Below are 17,066 nucleotides of genomic sequence, written 5' to 3' on the forward strand. Positions count from 1 at the left end.
ATGGGTCTTCCGGCGCCATGCCGGAAGGCGCACCACATGAGCGGCGTGTCCAGACGGGCACGCCGCTCATCTTTTTGGTGGCGTCGATACGGGTGCGTCCTGCGGCTTGACCACGGTCAGGATCGTGTTGACGAGATCGCGGATGTCGAACGGCTTGCTCACAAAGCTGTCCATGCCTGCGGCCAGGCAGCGCTCCCGGTCTTCTGCACGGGCATTGGCGGTCATGGCGATGATCGGCAGACGTTTGTGACGTGGATCAGACCGCAGGCGCCGCGTGGCCACCAGGCCGTCCATGTCAGGCATTTGCAGGTCCATCAGCACCGCGTCCACCGGCGTGTGGTCCAGCACCGCGAGGGCTTGTTGGCCAGTGCCAACCACCGTGACGGTGGCGCCGTGCTGTTCCAGGATGGAACGTGCCAGGATCTGGTTGAGGTCATTGTCTTCGGCCAGCAGCAAGTGCAGTCCGCGCAAGGTTGGTGCTGCCGGGTTCTTGATGGCCAGGGATGCGCCGGGCACATCCTCCGTGGCTTCTGGCAGCTTCTTGAATGCGGCGGTGAACCAGAAGGTGCTGCCTGCGCCTGGGGCACTGTCGGCGCCCACGTCCCCGCCCATCAACTCGGCCAGGCGCTTGCAGATGGCCAGGCCCAGGCCTGTGCCACCAAAGCGGCGCGTGGTGGAGCTGTCGGCCTGCGAGAACGCGGCAAACAGCCGCTGGCGCGTGGACTCGTCCATGCCGATGCCGGTGTCATGCACCCGTATCTCCAGTACGCGGCGCCCAGGCGTGTCTGCGGCGAGGCGGGCGCGCACGTCGATGCCGCCGCTGTGGGTGAACTTGATGGCGTTGTGCACGTAGTTCAACACGATCTGCTCGACGCGCAGAGGGTCTCCCATCACGGTGCCTGTGGCTGAGGCATCCAACTGAAACGACAGGCTCAAGCCCTTGCCCTCGGCCATGTCGCGAACCTGGTTGTCCACCGAACGAAAGACGCTGCCAAGGTCCATCGGTACGCATTCCAGCTCCAGCTTGCCGGCTTCGATCTTCGACATGTCCAGGATGTCGTTGATGAGCCGCAGCAGTTGTTTGCCCGCCAACTGGATCTTGGCCAGGTAGGCCTCCTGGTTGGGGTCGTGGTTGTGCATGCGCGCCAACTGGGCGAAGCCGATCACGCCGTTGAGCGGGGTGCGGATCTCGTGGCTCATGTTGGCCAGGAACTCGCTCTTGGCGGCATTGGCGGCTTCGGCGGCGGCCTTGGCGGTGCTGAGTTCTCGGGTGCGGGCTTCGACGCGGGCTTCCAGCTCGGCTTCGCGCCGCCGCAGAAGCCGCTCCACCACCAGGAGGCGGTCGCGGTCTTGCAACTGGTAGCTCTGGCGCACAAAGGCCAGCACCCCCACCAGCAGGCCGCCGGCCACGATGCTGATGCGTGCACTGCCAGGCAAGCCCGGCAGGCTCCATGCCAGGGCCACGCCCAGGGCGGCCATCACCACCAGCACCAGGGGCAACATGCGCAGTGCGCCCTCGCACCGGCGGTCCCACCGGGCGTCGTCGTGGGCGGTTTGCAGCCTGAAGTGCCAGGCGCCCCATCCCAAGGTCACGGCCACCAGCGAGAAGGCCAGGTTGACCAGCCCACCGGTGTGGATCTCGTGCCGCAGAAACAGCAGGTTCCAGGTGCCCCAGCACAGGGTCAGGCCCAGCAAACCCATCGGCATCAACCAGGTGGACCAGTGCAGGCGTGCGCGCAAGGTGAGCGCCAGCACCACCGCCAGGCACACCGGCGCCATCAGGGCAATCGGGTAGGCGGCCATCACCGCGACCTGCAGCAGGCTGAACTGGCCACGGCTTGGCAGGAACAGCGCCAGCGTGGCGGCCACGAAGGCCAGGAGCAGGGCGGCGGCGTCCAGCCGAACGATGCGCCACTGTGGCGCTGGCAACCGGGCCATGCCAAAGCGCCACAGGCCCGCAGAAGCCAGCAGCCCGATGCTGATGAAAAAGACGTCGGCCGGGGAGGGGAAGGGCAGCCAGTCGGTGTAGACCTGCAGGTTCCAGGCCACTTGCCCGAGCACCAGGCTGAGCGCGGCCATGGTCAGCCAGCCTTTGGCGACACGGGTGTCGGCGTCGGGCTCATCCTGCCAGCCGCGCCAGGCCATCAGGGCGCAGCTGGCGAAGGCGGCGCTCCAGTGGAGGTTGTCCAGCAGCAGGTTCAGCGGCGCAGGCGCCAGACGCACGCCGACCAGACCCGTCAGCGTCAGCAGCAGGCCCAGCCCCAGCAGCCATCGGAAGAGGTGCGTGTTCACCTCTTCCTTATACCGCAGTGAACTCAGGTTTTGTTGGGTTTTCCAGACCGGCGCCGTTGCGACATTTCACGTCCCATGCCCTGGAGATCCCAGCGCGAGATGCGCGACCGCGCTTCGGGGTAGATGAGCGACTCTTCCAGGGCGATGTGGTCACGGTAGAGGGCGTGAAACACGGGCACGATCTGCTCGAGCTGCTCCAGGTTGAACCAGTTGTAACCCGCGGCGATGGCTTCGAACTGGGGCGCAATTTCCTGCCAGTCCTCTTCGATCCAGCCATGGTCTTGCTGCAGGCGCAGGGTTTGTTGCGTGAGCAGGTCGTCGCCAGAGCGCAGCAAGGCCGGGAACACGTGGCGCTCTTCGTCCAGATGGTGTTCGCGCGCCGTTGTCATGAAGAAATCAAAGATGCGGCGCGCCATTTGCTGGGCGCGTTCGTCGTGACCCACCCGTCGCAGGTGGTCAAGCAACTGGTGCATGTCGTGCAGGTGGCGGACCACGTCGCGGTGACATTCGTCCAGCACATCAAAGGGCTGGATGGGGCGCGCGCTCAACGCGTCCTGAACAGCGGATGGGGCAGATTCTGGGGTCAGCACGGCAGACATGGCAGGCTCCTGATCGGTGGCAAGGGACGGCGGCGGTGTCAGTCCATTGTGGGCAGGCCGGCGCAAACGGGCTTGCGCCACGTCAAGAATCTGGCGTCAGCGCAGCATGATCACAAAAAGCGTTCCAGCAGCTTGCGAGACGCCGAATCCAGCGCTTCCATGGCGGGCATTTGGTACTGAAGTCCCTGGGCGCTGTGGAGCAGCCACCGCCCGTGGGGCAAACGCCGCAGGTCGTCTTCACTCTTGAGGGTGAGGGTGGTCTGGCCCCGGTCGGTGTCGACCTGCCAGTGGCTGGGCACCGAGAATCCTGACACCGACCGAATGCGGATGATCTGCGGCATGAACTCACGCAAGGCGAGCTCGGCTTCGAGCACCTGGCGTGCTGCAGCGGGGCAAGACTGCAGGCTGTCCAGCCAGAGCAGCTCGTGGCCGTCCGGGCCCAGCAGTGACAGGCCGCCGTCAGGTGCCGACAGCGGGAAGGCGCGCACCGGCGTCACCCCCACATGGATGAGGCCGTCGGGCGCGCGGTACACGAGTTGCCCTTGGGCGTTGCGTTCAATCATGATGGCCTCAGGTGACATCTGAAAGGGTGGCTTCTTGTTCGGTCTTGCGGGCCTGGGCTTCATACAGTCGCCAGTAGGCGCCCTGGCGGGCCATCAACTCGTCGTGCGGGCCCACCTCCACGATTTCGCCGCGGTCCATCACCACCAGGCGGTCGGCCTTGCGCAGCGTGGACAGGCGGTGAGCGATGGCGATCGTGGTGCGGCCTTGCACGAGGTTGTCCAGCGCCTTCTGGATTTCTTTTTCGGTTTCGGTGTCCACGGCCGAGGTGGCCTCGTCCAGGATGAGGATGCGCGGGTTGATCAGCAGCGCGCGCGCAATGCTGATGCGCTGGCGCTCACCGCCCGACAGGCCCTGGCCGCGTTCGCCCACCATCGAGTCATAGCCGTGGGGCAGTCGCAGGATGAACTCGTGCGCGTGGGCCGCGCGGGCAGCGGCGATGATCTCTTCGCGGGTGGCCTCGGGCTTGCCATAGGCGATGTTCTCGGCGATGGTGCCAAAAAACAGGAAGGGCTCTTGCAGCACCAGCCCGATGTGGCGGCGCACGTCGGCCACGCGCAGGTGGCGCAGGTCCACGCCATCGACCAGGATGGCGCCTTCCGACACGTCGTAAAAACGGCAGATCAGGTTGACCAGGGTGCTCTTGCCCGAGCCTGAATGGCCCACCAGGCCGATCATCTCGCCAGGCTGAATTTCCAGGTTGAGGTGGCGGATCACGCTGCGGTTGCCATAACGGAAGCCCACCTGGCGCATCTGCAGTTGGCCCTTCAGCGCCGGCAGGGTGACCGGGTTGGCTGGCTCGGGCACGTTGGAGACGTGGTCCAGGATGTCGAAGATGCGCTTGGCGCCTGCGGCGGCCTTTTGCGTGACCGAGACGATGCGGCTCATCGAGTCCAGCCGCCCGTAGAAGCGGCCGATGTAGGCGATGAAGGCCGTCAGCACGCCCACGGTGATCTCGTGGCCCGCCACCAGCCAGATGCCGAAGGCCCAGACCACCAGCAGACCGATTTCAGTGAGCAACGACACGGTGGGCGAAAACAGTGACCAGGTTTTATTGAGCCGGTCGTTGATGGCCAGGTTCACCCGGTTGGCCTGGCGGAAGCGTTCGGCCTCACGGCCTTCCTGGGCAAAGGCCTTGACCACGCGGATGCCGGGGATGGTGTCGGCCAGCACGTTGGTGACCTCGCCCCACACCCGGTCGACCTTCTCGAAGCCGGTGCGCAGGCGGTCGCGCACCAGGTGGATGAGCCAGGCGATGAAGGGCAGGGGCACCAGGGTGACCAGGGCCAGCCAGGGGTTGATGGACACCAGGATGGCTGCGGTCATGGCGATCATCAGCACGTCGGTCGCAAAGTCGAGTGCGTGCAGTGACAGGAAGACGTTGATGCGGTCGGTCTCCGACCCGATGCGGGCCATCAGGTCGCCGGTGCGCTTGCTGCCAAAGTAATCCAGCGACAGGCGCAGCAGGTGCTCGAAGGTGGTGGTGCGCAGGTCGGCCCCCATGCGCTCGGACACCAGCGCCAGCAGGTAGGTGCGGGCCCAGCCCAGCGCCCAGGCCATCAGCGCAGACAGCAGCAAGCCTCCCAGCAGCAGCGCCACCAGCGATTGGTCGATGGCCTGCCCGTTCTGGAACGGGATCAGCACCTCGTCCATCAGGGGCATGGTGAGGTACGGCGGCACCAGGGTGGCGGCCGTCGAGGCCAGCGTCAGCAAAAAACCCGCCAGCAACTGGCCACGGTAGGGGCGGGCAAAGCGCCCCAGACGCAAGAGCACCCAGGTCGAGGGCGGCGCCTCGGCGTCCCGATCGCATTGGGGGCAATCTTCTTCTCCCGGCGGCAGGGTGGTGTGGCAGCGCTCGCAGTGTGCTTCCTGGGGGGCGGGGCACGCCACACCCAGGCGCAGGCCCTCAATCTGTTGGTCAAAGGCTTGCGCCAGACGCTGGGCGGCGGCATGCTGCGGCATGGTGAAGTGCCATTGCTGCAGGGTCTGACGTCCATCGTCGAGCACCAGGGTGGCCACGCCCGCGTGGTCGCGCAGGCTCACCCTCAGGGCGGTCGTCAGTGGCCGGGATGCCCACGTGGTGCTGGCCCCCGATCGCACGTACCAGTGCCGGTTCGTCAGCACAATGTCACTGGGTTCGAAGCAAAGTTCAGGCGTGAGGTCAACCGTCAGGCGGGCCAGCACGTTTTCGTCGGAGGCCAGTGCGGGTGTGGTGCTGGCGGTGTCTTCATGGCGGATGGGGCCCTGACCGTCATCGGCGTGTGTGGCGTGCATGCAGTGAAGACGTTCGGAGTGGGCAGATGGTTGACCGTTGACCGGACACAAGGCCTGCATTGTCCACCCGCCACGCGCTGAACCACCTTCTGGGGTCGAATGAAAGCCATGAACAAGAAGAACGACATCCGGCTGTTGCGCATCAATTACCTGCGCGGCCCCAACCTCTGGACCTACCGGCCGGTGCTGGAGGTCTGGCTGGACCTGGGCGAGCTGGAAGACTGGCCATCAGACCGATTGCCCGGGCTCACCGACCGCCTGCTCACGCTATTGCCAGCCCTCGAAGAGCACCACTGTGGTGTGGGCGAGCGTGGCGGTTTCATACAGCGCTTGCGCGAGGGCACGTGGGCCGGGCACATCCTGGAGCACATCGTCATCGAGTTGCTCAATCTGGCGGGCATGCCCACCGGCTTTGGTCAAACGCGCAGCACGTCGCAGCGCGGCGTCTACCGCATGGTGTTTCGCGCGCGTGATGAGGGCGTGGCCCGTGTGGCCCTGAGGGAAGGGCATGCCCTGCTGATGGCCGCCATCAACCATGAGCCCTTCGAGGTGGCGCCGTCGGTCGAGCGATTGAGAGCGCAGATTGACGACACGTATTTGGGGCCATCCACCGCGGCCATCGTGGGCGCGGCCACCGACCGAGGCATTCCGCACATTCGTCTCAATGAGGGCAATCTGGTGCAGCTCGGGCATGGGCGGGCTCAGCGGCGCATCTGGACGGCCCAAACCGACAAGACGGGGGCCATCGCGCAGGGCATCGCAGGCAACAAGGATTTGACCAAAACCTTGCTGAAGGCCGTGGGTGTGCCCGTGCCCGACGGCGAGGTGGTGGACAGCCCCGAAGCGGCCTGGGAGGCCGCGCAAGACATTGGCCTGCCGGTGGTGGTCAAGCCACTGGATGGCAACCATGGCCGAGGGGTGTCGCTGGAGTTGAGCGAGCGCGCCGACATCGAAGCGGCCTTTCGGGTGGCCGAGGCCGAGGGCAGCGAGGTCATCGTCGAGCGTTTTATTCCGGGTGACGAGCACCGTCTTCTGGTGGTGGGCGGGCAGGTGGTGGCGGCCGCCCGGGGTGAAAGCCTGTGGATCGTGGGCACCGGTCGCGACACCGTGGCGCAGTTGATTGACGAGCAGCTCAACAGCGATCCGCGACGGGGAGAGGCCGAAGAGTTTCCGCTGGAAACCATCGTGCTGGAGCGCGAGCCCGCCATGCGATTGCTGCTGGAGCGTCAGGGCCTGGACGCCACTGCCGTGCCCGCAGCGGGTCAGCGGGTGCTGGTGCAGCGCAATGGCAATGTCGCCATGGACTGCACCGACGAGGTTCATCCGGACGTGGCTTACGCGGCCAGCCTGGCGGCCCGGGCGGTGGGCCTGGACATCGCGGGCATCGACCTGGTGGTCAGTGACATTGCCAGGCCGCTGCTACCGCAACGTGGCGCCGTGGTCGAGGTCAATGCGGGGCCTGGCCTGCTCATGCACCTCAAGCCCGCGGTGGGCCTGCCACGTCCGGTGGGGCAGGCCATCGTCGACCACCTCTTTGGCGATGAGGCCTCGGGTGATGACGGCCGCATCCCCATCGTGGGCATCTCGGGTTCGGTGGGCACCACGCAGATCGCTCGCCTGGTGGCCTGGTTGCTGCACCTGGAAGGCCGCCGTGTGGGGCTGGCTTGCCGTGATGGCCTGTTCCTGGGCATTCGGCAGGTGGAAGGCGGGCCGCGCGCCACGTTTGATGCGGGCCAGCGGCTGCTGATGAACCGCGAGGTGGACGCGGTCGTCCTGGAGGCGTCGGTGGCCTCCATCCTGGATGACGGCCTGCCCTATGACCGCTGCCAGGTGGGCGTGGTCACCGACCTGGCGGGGGCGCAGCCTCCCGTGGCGCCAGAGCTGGCGCGCCACGACATCCACGAGTCGGAGCAGGTCTTCAAGGTGTTGCGCACCCAGATGGACGTGGTGCACACCCACGGTGTGGGCGTGCTGTACGCCGGCGACCCTCGCCTGGTCGAGATGGCCGAACTCTGTGATGGTGAGGTCGTCTTCTACGAATCGGATCACGAACACCCGGCGCTGGTGGCTCACCGTGCCCAGGGGGGGCGAACGGTGTCCGTGCAAGGGCATCACGTGCTGCTGACGCACAACGGCCACCTGCCGGTGCGTTGCGCGGACCTGCATGGCGCTGCGGCGCGGCGCCTGACCGGGCGGGTCGGGGATCAGGCCATCCCGACGGCCAGCGTGCGGGCCTTGCTGGCGGCCGTCGCGGCGGCCTGGGCTCTGGGGGTCTCTCCTCAGTTGATCGAGGCGGGCCTCGAAACATTCGACCCCCAGCCCAAGGCCTGACCACGGCGCACAGCCCCTTCAGCGAAAGTCATTCATCATGGACGTATCCCGCATCCGGGTCCTGCGTGGCCCCAACCTGTGGAGCCGCCACACCGCCATCCAGGCTGTGGTGGAGTGTGCCGAGGACGAACGCGACATCCGGCGTCTGCCGGGCCTGGAGCACCGTCTGCGTGCCGCCTTGCCTGCCCTGGGCCCCTGGCGAGCCGAGGCCCTGGCCTCTCATGTCAGTCTGGCCCACGTCCTGGAGCTGGTCACCTTGAGCCTGCAGGCCCAGGCTGGCTGCCCGGTCACGTTCAGCCGCACAGCCCCGACACCCGAGGAGGGCGTCTATCAGGTGGTGGTGGGTTACACCGAAGAGTCGGTGGGCCGCCGTGCGCTGGAGGCGGCGCAGCAACTGATCGCCGCCATCGTTGCCGACCAGGCCTTTGAGGTGGAGGGCGTGCTCGCCGAGCTGCGCGAGCTGGACGAAGACGTGCGCCTGGGGCCCAGCACCGGCTGTATCGTGGAGGCGGCCCAGGCCAGGGGCATCCCCTGGCGCCGCTTGACGCAAGGCAGTCTGGTGCAACTGGGCTGGGGCAGTCGTCAGCGCCGCATCTGGGCGGCCGAGATCGACAGCACCAGTGCCGTGGCCGAGTCCATCGCTCAGGACAAAGACCTCACCAAGCAACTGCTGGCCGCTGCCGGCGTGCCGGTGCCCATCGGTCGACCGGTGGCCTCGATGGACGAGGCCCGCCAGGTGGTGGCCGAGATCGGCTGGCCGGTGGTGGTCAAACCACGCGATGGCAACCAGGGCAAGGGCGTGACGGTCAACATCGTGTCGGACGAGCACCTGGTGTTGGCCTTCAATGTGGCGGCCGAACATGGCGAGGTCATGGTGGAGCGCTACCTGCCCGGGCATGACTTCCGCCTGCTGGTGGTGGGTGACAAGCTGGTGGCCGCCGCCCGCCGCGATCCACCCCATGTGGTGGGCGATGGCGTGCACACCGTGCGCCAATTGGTGGACAAGGTCAATGAAGACCCCCGCCGTGGCGAAGGCCACGCTACCTCACTGACCAAGATTCGCTTTGATGACATCGCCGTGGCCCGGCTGTCGGTGCAGGGCCTCACACCAGACGCGGTGCCGGCGGCCGGGCAGCGTGTGGTGTTGCGCAACAACGCCAACCTGTCCACCGGCGGCACGGCCACCGATGTGACCGACGAGGTGCACCCCGAGGTGGCCGCCCGGGCCATTGCCGCGGCGCAGTGCATTGGCCTGCACATCTGCGGCGTGGACGTGCTGGCGGAAAGCGTGCACCGGCCGCTGGAGGTGCAAGGTGGCGGCATCGTCGAGGTCAATGCCGCCCCGGGTCTGCGCATGCACCTGACGCCGTCCTACGGCAAGGGCCGCCCGGTGGGCGAAGCCGTCATCCAGACCATGTTCGGCCCCGGAGAGGACGGCCGAATCCCGGTGGTGGCTGTCACGGGCACCAATGGCAAGACCACCACCGCCCGGCTGACCGCGCATTTGCTGGCCGCCAGTGGCTTGCGTGTGGGCATGACCAACACCGACGGGGTGTACGTGAATGGCCGCCAGATCGACAGCGGCGACTGCTCGGGACCCAAGAGTGCACGCAATGTGCTGCTGAACCCCGATGTGGACGCCGCGGTGCTGGAAACCGCCCGGGGCGGCATCCTGCGCGAAGGCCTGGGCTTTGACCGCTGCAGCACGGCCGTGGTCACCAACTTGGGCGCTGGCGATCACCTGGGCCTGAACTACATCACCACGGTGGAAGACCTGGCCGTGCTCAAGCGTGTGATTGTCATGAACGTGGCCGATCGCGGACACGCCGTGCTCAATGCAGCCGACCCCATCGTGGCGGCCATGGCCCCCAAGTGCCCCGGCGGTGTCATCTTTTTTGCGCTCGATCCTCACAACCCTGTGCTGGCGGCCCACCGGGCCCAGGGCAAGCGCGTGCTCACCGTCGATGGCGACGCCATCGTGGCCAGCGAGGGCAGCTGGCGCGAACGCTTGCCGCTGCGTGACATTCCCTTGACCCGTCAGGGCAGCATCGGCTTCCAGGTGGACAACGCCATGGCGGCCATTGGGGCGGCGTGGAGCGAAGGGCTGGCGTGGGACGCCATCCGCGGCGGGTTGGCCAGCTTCACCAACGATGCCGACAACGCCCCGGGGCGCTTCAATGTGATGGATCACCACGGCGCCACGGTGATCGCAGACTATGGGCACAACCCCGACGCCATGCGTGCGCTGGTGGCGGCTGTGCAGCGCATGCCGGCTCGACGCCGGGTGGTGGTGATCAGTGGCGCAGGTGATCGCCGCGATGAAGACATCCGTGAACAAACCGCGATTTTGGGCGATGTGTTCGACGACTTCATCCTCTACCAGGACGCCTGCCAGCGTGGGCGCGCTGACGGTGAAGTGCTGCGACTGTTGCGCGAAGGCCTGAGCAAGGCCCAGCGCGCCCAGCATGTGGAGGACGTGACGGGTGAGTTTCAGGCCATCGACATCGGCCTGGCCCGTTTGACCGCAGGTGACTTGTGTCTGGTGCTGGTGGACCAGGTTGACGAGGCCCTGGCCTACTTGCGGGCACGTTGTGCCGCTCGGTGATGTGGCTCAGTAATTCACGCTGAAGCGCTGCCCCTGGAAGCGAAAGACGGCGGACTTCAGACGGATTTCTTCCAGCACCAGGCCGGGCGCAGGCTCATCACCTTCGCGGTACACGTTGTTGTTGATGACCAGCATGCGGCTGGCGGCGTTGTCCGAGTGCATGGCCCCCCCAAACACCAGGGGCGGCAGGCTGCGGCGCACCTGGTCGGGCAAGCCATCCAGCGGTGTGGCTGGCTGGGCGTCCTGCGCAGCCACCTTGGCGGCGGGCGGGGGGGGCGACGGGCGGGGTGGTGCTGCCGCCTGAGGCAATGGCAGGTCTGGCGCGGGCACGGGCTGCACGACGGGCCGGGCGGTCTCTGGACTCGGTGCCATCGACTCGTTCAGTGCACTCGGGGCCTCGCTGGCCATGGTGGAGGCCGGCAACACGGCCACGGCAGCGGGCGGCGCTGCCGGCGCGTTGGCACGCAGCGTCCACCACAAGACGATGGCCGCCAGCAGCCCCCCCGCCAGTCCGGCACCGACCATCACCGGCCAGCTGGAGCGCGTGGTCGGTGACACCGCGGGCGACGCGGCTGACTCAGCCGGGGCCTGCCCCAAATGACTGTGCAGGCCTGGTACCCGACCCTGCTCGCGTTCGGCGTCCGCCTTGCGAAGGGCGTCAAGGATGTAGGACATCGTGGTCCTCCAAGGCAAGCGGGGCACTGAGCCGAGGCTCCTGGACCTCTGCCACGCGGTTGAGCATCATCATCGTGCTGGAGCCCGCCACCCCGTCGGGTTGCAGGCCACTGGCCAACTGGAAGGCTTGAACACGGGCCAGCAAATCCGCATTGAACGGTGTGCCAGCTTCCGGCGGTGCGGCCTCTTGGGCGCGACTCACTTGCGTCCACAGCCAGTCCACCGATGGGCCTCGTTGACCTCGCTCCATGGCGCCCTGGTAGCCACTGGGTGCCAGCCAGTAGGTGCCGAAGCTGCCGCGCCACACCGCCGCCAGCGTCCCCAGGCTGACCCTGCTGAGTCCATCGCGCAGCAACAAGGTGGCGTGCTCGTTGTCCATGGCCGTGAGCACCGCATGAACCCGCTGCTTTTGCGCGTTTTCCAGCGTCAACACGGCGGGACGGTCCAGGCGACGCAAGGGCGGCAGGCCCCCCTCACCATTGAAGCACCACAGCCCCAGTGCCCGAGCCTGGGCGCATGGTGCGCCCTGGCCGGGCAGTGCCTGGGCTTGGGGCCACAGGGTGGCCAAGGCGCGCCAGGCGTCATTGGCGCCGGGCCAGGCCTTCAACAGCACGGCGGCCGCGTCGATCTGTGGCGGCAAAGGGGCGGCCCTGGCCTCAGCGCGTTCTGTGGCCTGAGGTGCGCTGGCGCTTGACGCGACACCATCTGTTGCATGCATCGCGTCTGCGTGGGGGCCGTCCGCGCCGGGGGCGCTGCTGGCGGCCGATCCCGCCGGGGCGGCCGCGCTCAAGCCCGCCGTGGCCTGGTGGGCCATGCGCGTCGCCGATGGATGTTGCCACCACCAGCCTGCAGCCAGCGCCGCCGCGCTCACCAGCAAGGCCCCGCTGCCCAGTAACCACACCTTGGGACCATGCGGCTTGGCGTGCAAGAGGTCGGCCACCCTGGCCTGTCCCTCAAAGACTTCGCTGGCGGCCTTGTCGACGATGCGACGGTCCACGGCCCCCCGATCCTCGGCATACGCACCCAGCAAGGCCCGGTCACACAACACATTGATGCGCCTGGGCACACCCTGCGTCCACTCGTGGATGCGGCGCACGGCCTCGTCGGTGAACAGCCGTCCACGCCGGTGCCCGGCCACGGCCAGGCGGTGCTGGATGTACTGATCGGTTTCCGTGGCCGACAGGGCGTCCAGGTGAAAGCGCGCGATCACACGCTGGGCCACCTGTTCCAGTTCGGGCCGGGCCAGCATGTCGCGCAACTCGGGCTGGCCGATCAGGATGATCTGAAGCAGCTTGCGGTCGTTGGTTTCCAGGTTGGTCAGCAAGCGCAACTGCTCAAGCACCTCAGGCGCCAGGTTCTGGGCCTCATCGATGATGAGCACGTTGTTCTGGCCCACGGCGTGGGTGCGCAGCAGGAACTCGTTGATGCGATCCACCAGCGCCTTGATCGAGTGCGAATCGTGCGGATCTTCCGGGCAGGGGATGCGAAACTCTTCGCACACCGTGCGCAAGAGTTCAACCACGTTGAGTTTCGGGTTGAAGATGTACGCCACATTGCAGCGGCGCGGAATCTGTTCAAGAAAGCACCGGCACACGGTGGTCTTGCCGGCCCCGATGCTGCCCGTCAGCAGCACAAAACCGCCGCCACCGCCCACGCCGTACAGAAGATGCGCCAAGGCCTCGCGGTGGCGTTCGCTCATGAACAGGTAGCGCGGATCCGGGGCGATCGAAAAGGGCGCTTGTTTCAGACCGAAATGGCTTGCGTACATGGGCTCAAGGATAGCCCCGAAATTCCACCGATCAGCCTTGTGCCAGCCAGGCCTTGGCCAGATTCACCCACAGCGTCGCCCCCAGCGGGATGAGCTGGTCGTTGAAATCGTAGCTGGGGTTGTGCAGGGTGCAGGGCCCCAGGCCGTGCCCGCCCTCCCGATGGGTGCCGTCGCCATTGCCGATCACGAAATAGGCGCCAGGACAGGCCTGCAAGAAGAAGCTGAAGTCCTCTGCCCCCATGGTGGGCTCAAAGGCCTGTACATGGGCTGCACCCACGGTGGCTTCCATCACCCGCCGGGCAAAGGCGGTTTCAAGGGTGTGGTTGACCGTGGGCGGGTAGTTGCGGTGGAACTCGAACTCCGCCGTCGCGCCATACGCCGCGGCCGTGTGGTGCGTGAGGTCACGCATGCGTTGTTCGATCAGGTCCAGCGTCTCGGTCGTGAAGGTGCGCACGGTGCCTTGCATCGTGACGGTGTCGGGCACCACATTGGTGGCTTCGCCGGCCTGGATCATGGTCACCGAGATCACGCCGGTCTCCACCGGGCGCACATTGCGTGTGAGGATGGTCTGGAACGACTGCACCAACTGGCAGGCCAGCGGCACAGGGTCGACGCCCAGGTGCGGCATGGCGCCATGGCATCCCTTGCCGCGAAGCACGATCTTGAACTCGTTGGACGAGGCAAAACACGGGCCATCCTTGATCGCAAAGGTGCCTGCGGGCATCCCTGGCCAGTTGTGCATGCCGAAGATGGCGTCCACTGGAAAGCGTTCAAACAGGCCGTCGCGGATCATGGCGGCCGCCCCGCCGCCGCCTTCTTCGGCAGGCTGGAACACCAGCACCACCTTGCCGTCGAAGTCGCGCTCGCCAGCCAGGTGCTGGGCCGCGGCCAGCAGCATCGCGGTGTGCCCGTCATGGCCGCAGGCGTGCATGCGTCCCGGGTGTTTGCTGGCATGCGCAAAGGTATTGCGCTCGGTCATGGGCAAGGCGTCCATGTCGGCGCGCAACGCGATGGCGCGTTGGCCGGGGCGACCTTCAATGACGCCCACCACCCCGGTCTGGCCCAGTCCCCGGTGCACCTCAACGCCCCAGCGCGTCAGCGCATCCGCGACGAGTTCGCTGGTGCGCACCTCCTGAAAGCAAAGCTCCGGGTGCGCATGGATGTCACGACGGATGTCGCGCAGGCGATCTGCCTGCGCCAACAGGCCTGGCAGGGCATTGGACAGGGGCATGACAGGGGGGCTGGACATGTCAACTGGCATCGGCGAAGTTTCCTCATCTTACCTGTCAGGCCGGGGGTGGGGCCTTGGCCCTGCCATGGACAGGGCTGACCGCCAGTGGGTACACCCGTGCCTGGTACGCAGCTTGCTATCTCGTAACGGTTTGCACTCAGGTCTTTCATGTTGTCCAAGTGGTTCGTGGCCCTGCGTCAGGGCGTGTTGTGGGGTGGGGTCGTCCTCTGGGGTGGCGCCGTGGGTGATGTCGCGATGGCCGCAGAGGGCACCGCAGCCATGACCGTGTTGCCGGATCCGGCCTTGGCCATGCGTGCCGCCATGGACATGATGTGGTTGGTGGTGGCCGGTGCGCTGGTGTTTTTCATGCAGGCCGGCTTTGCCTTTCTGGAAGCGGGCATGACGCGGGCCAAGAACACGGTCAACGTGCTCATGAAGAACTACTGCGACATGTGTTTTGGCGCCGTGGCCTTCTGGCTGCTGGGCTATGGGCTGATGTTTGGCGACAACCCCAGCGGCTGGCTGGGCACCTCGGGTTTTGCACTGCACGGGGTGGCCGAGTCTGCCTATGGCACCTTGTTCTTTCAAATGATGTTCGCGGCCACGGCGGCCACCATCGTCAGCGGCGCGGTGGCCGAGCGCACCCGGTTCGGGGCGTACATCGTGGGCTCGGTGATGGTGACTGCGCTGGTGTACCCGGTGTTTGGCGCGTGGGTCTGGGGCGGCACGGAGGCATCGCCAGGGTGGTTGCGTCAATTGGGCTTCATCGACTTTGCGGGCTCGACGGTGGTGCACTCGGTGGGCGGCTGGACGGCCCTGGCGGCGGTGCTGGTGATCGGCCCTCGGCTGGGCCGTTTCGGGCCGGATGGCCGGTCTCGCCAGATCCTGGGGCACAACCTCACGTTGGTGGCGCTGGGCGGATTCGTGCTGTGGCTGGGCTGGTTTGGCTTCAATGCCGGCAGCACGGCGGCGGCCACCGTGGGGTTGGGCAAGATCGCCCTCAACACCCACCTGGGCGGGGCCGGGGGCGCCTTGGGCGCGATGCTGCTGATGAGCCTGTTGCGGCGCAAACTGATGATGACGGCCGCGCTCAACGGCTCCATCGCGGGCCTGGTGGGGGTGACGGCCGGCTGTCACGTCATGGAGCCCGCTTGGGCCTTGCTGACGGGTGTGGTGGCTGGCGGGCTGAGCGTGCTGGCGGCCGAGGCGCTGGAGGCCTGGCAGATTGACGACGTGGTCGGGGCCGTGTCGGTGCATGCGGTCGGCGGCGTCTGGGGCACGCTCGCCGCGGGGTTGTTCAAGGCGGATGATCTGTTCAACATCCAGCAGTTTGGCGTGCAGTTGCTGGGCTGCGTGGTGGCCTTCATCTGGGCCTTTGGCGTGTCATGGCTGTTGTATCAACTGATCAACCGCTTGATGCCGCTGCGGGCCACCACACTGCACGAGCAGCGTGGCCTGGACTTTTCAGAGCATCACGAGGTGGGTTACCCCGAGTTTCAGCAAGAGGTCGTGAACAGGGGCAAACATGTCTGAGATGTATTCGACCTCATCGGCCGCCGCTGACGCCAGCGCCCGTGCCGCCGTGAGGTGGGCACTGGCGGCCTACCTGTCGCCGCAACAGGTTCAACAGGCTGCGGCGCTCTGGCAGCCCGTGGCGCCCGGCGCGTCCAGCCTGGCGGGCTTGAGCCGCTACTGCCGCGAGGTGGCCCGTCAGTTCAATCTGCAAGGCCGTGAGGCCGAAATTCACCTGGACATCATCCGGGCGATCAAAGCCCATCAGGCGGGGTTGCAAGCCGCTGGCGCACGCCCGCTCAACGCGCAGCCTGCAGGCGAGCAGGGCGGCGATTCGCTGCCCAGCGGGTGGTCCACGTCCAGCGCCTGGCTGCCGTCCGAGCCCGGGGCTTTGCCCTCGCGGCCCGGTGAACTTGACGCCTTGGCGCCGTGCACCGAAACGGGGCGCCTGGTGCAGCAGGTGATCGAGCGCATGGCGGTTCATGTGCAGCGCAGTGAAGGCGTTCGTGCCGACCTGTGGGCCTGGCGCCAGGCCGTGGTTGGTGGTTTTCGCCAGGCCCGATTGCGTGGCGGGCCCGCCCGGCTTGCGCAGGGCTGGTTGGAAGGTCGGGGGCAGCACCTGCCAGGCGACTGGCCAGCCAAAGGCGACGGCACCCGGCTCATCAACGCCGCTTACGTCGCCTTGGCCCAGTTCCTGGGGCCGGTGCAGGCCGACGCCTGCCTCACCCAATTGGTCAGGGAGTTCGAACAGGGGGGGGATCCGACCCTGAAAGACATCAGAAGGTATTTATAGTTCGTGCCGTCTGTTTTGTTTTCCTGATTTCGACACCGAGGAGCGCGCCATGAGCGACGTCAAGTTCCAGCAAAACCACACCCTGGGCCTGCCCAAGGCCCGCGAACTGGCCAAGAAGTGGGCCGAAGGCCCCGCCCAGAAAATGGGTCTGAGCTGCACCCACACCGAGGGCGCCGACGAGGACACGATCGCTTTCGAGCGTTCGGGCATCAACGGCACCATGAAGGTCACCGGCACCAGCTTCGACATCGACATCAAGCTGGGCATGATGATGAAGGCCTTCAAGCCGATGATCGAAGCCGAAATCTCCAAGGGTTTCGGGCGCATGATCGACAAGGCCTCCGGCACCGATCAGGCCTGATCGGCCCGCCTGGTGCGACGGCCGCCGCCCCTTGAGGTGGCGCACGGCAAGGTTTTTGCCCCGA

12 protein-coding genes are annotated in these 17,066 nt (G+C 66.7%); 5 read left to right on the forward strand and 7 right to left on the reverse strand.

What is annotated here, in order from left to right; genetic code table 11:
- Positions 1–66 precede the first annotated feature (66 nt).
- From WNB94_RS12780 to WNB94_RS12795, 4 genes are all read right to left on the reverse strand, one after another.
- Positions 67–2,292, reverse strand: coding sequence for an ATP-binding protein (locus WNB94_RS12780; protein ID WP_341390789.1), 2,226 nt, complete (start codon positions 2,290–2,292; stop codon positions 67–69).
- 23 nt (positions 2,293–2,315) lie between these two features.
- Complete coding sequence (locus WNB94_RS12785) at positions 2,316–2,891, reverse strand: hemerythrin domain-containing protein (RefSeq protein WP_341390790.1); 576 nt, start codon at positions 2,889–2,891, stop codon at positions 2,316–2,318.
- Between the two features lie 110 nt (positions 2,892–3,001).
- Positions 3,002–3,454, reverse strand: coding sequence for a cyanophycin metabolism-associated DUF1854 family protein (locus WNB94_RS12790; protein ID WP_341390791.1), 453 nt, complete (start codon positions 3,452–3,454; stop codon positions 3,002–3,004).
- Between the two features lie 7 nt (positions 3,455–3,461).
- Positions 3,462–5,726 carry a cyanophycin metabolism-associated ABC transporter gene (locus WNB94_RS12795; protein WP_341390792.1) on the reverse strand — a complete coding sequence of 755 codons (2,265 nt, stop codon included), beginning with the start codon at positions 5,724–5,726 and terminating at the stop codon, positions 3,462–3,464.
- A 108-nt stretch (positions 5,727–5,834) separates the two neighbouring features.
- Here WNB94_RS12795 and WNB94_RS12800 point away from each other — a divergent pair, with 108 nt between their 5' ends.
- A complete protein-coding gene (locus WNB94_RS12800) occupies positions 5,835–8,057 on the forward strand; it encodes a cyanophycin synthetase (protein ID WP_341390793.1) in 2,223 nt (740 codons plus the stop codon).
- Between the two features lie 37 nt (positions 8,058–8,094).
- The gene (gene cphA / locus WNB94_RS12805) at positions 8,095–10,662 is read left to right on the forward strand and encodes a cyanophycin synthetase (protein WP_341390794.1); all 2,568 of its coding nucleotides are present in this window, start codon (positions 8,095–8,097) and stop codon (positions 10,660–10,662) included.
- A 6-nt stretch (positions 10,663–10,668) separates the two neighbouring features.
- Here cphA and WNB94_RS12810 read toward each other — a convergent pair whose 3' ends face one another.
- The 3 genes from WNB94_RS12810 to WNB94_RS12820 are packed head-to-tail and all read right to left on the reverse strand — an operon-like array spanning position 10,669 to position 14,336.
- Positions 10,669–11,337 carry a general secretion pathway protein GspB gene (locus WNB94_RS12810; protein WP_341390795.1) on the reverse strand — a complete coding sequence of 223 codons (669 nt, stop codon included), beginning with the start codon at positions 11,335–11,337 and terminating at the stop codon, positions 10,669–10,671.
- A complete protein-coding gene (locus WNB94_RS12815; RefSeq protein WP_341390796.1) occupies positions 11,321–13,105 on the reverse strand; it encodes an AAA family ATPase in 1,785 nt (594 codons plus the stop codon). Before WNB94_RS12815 ends, WNB94_RS12810 begins: the two co-directional genes overlap by 17 nt.
- A 31-nt stretch (positions 13,106–13,136) precedes the next feature.
- Positions 13,137–14,336, reverse strand: coding sequence for a M20 aminoacylase family protein (locus WNB94_RS12820; protein WP_341390861.1), 1,200 nt, complete (start codon positions 14,334–14,336; stop codon positions 13,137–13,139).
- A 168-nt stretch (positions 14,337–14,504) separates the two neighbouring features.
- Between WNB94_RS12820 and WNB94_RS12825 the strand changes: the two genes are divergently transcribed.
- The 3 genes from WNB94_RS12825 to WNB94_RS12835 are packed head-to-tail and all read left to right on the forward strand — an operon-like array spanning position 14,505 to position 17,002.
- On the forward strand, positions 14,505–15,869 hold the full coding sequence (locus tag WNB94_RS12825; RefSeq protein ID WP_341390797.1) for an ammonium transporter: 1,365 nt from the start codon (positions 14,505–14,507) through the stop codon (positions 15,867–15,869).
- A complete protein-coding gene (locus tag WNB94_RS12830) occupies positions 15,862–16,641 on the forward strand; it encodes a hypothetical protein (RefSeq protein WP_341390798.1) in 780 nt (259 codons plus the stop codon). The genes WNB94_RS12825 and WNB94_RS12830 overlap by 8 nt, the downstream gene beginning before the upstream one ends.
- 49 nt (positions 16,642–16,690) lie before the next feature.
- A complete protein-coding gene (locus WNB94_RS12835; RefSeq protein WP_341390799.1) occupies positions 16,691–17,002 on the forward strand; it encodes a polyhydroxyalkanoic acid system family protein in 312 nt (103 codons plus the stop codon).
- Positions 17,003–17,066: the final 64 nt, after the last annotated feature.

Origin of the sequence: Aquabacterium sp. A3 (assembly GCF_038069945.1) — a bacterium.
Lineage (GTDB): Bacteria > Pseudomonadota > Gammaproteobacteria > Burkholderiales > Burkholderiaceae_C > Aquabacterium.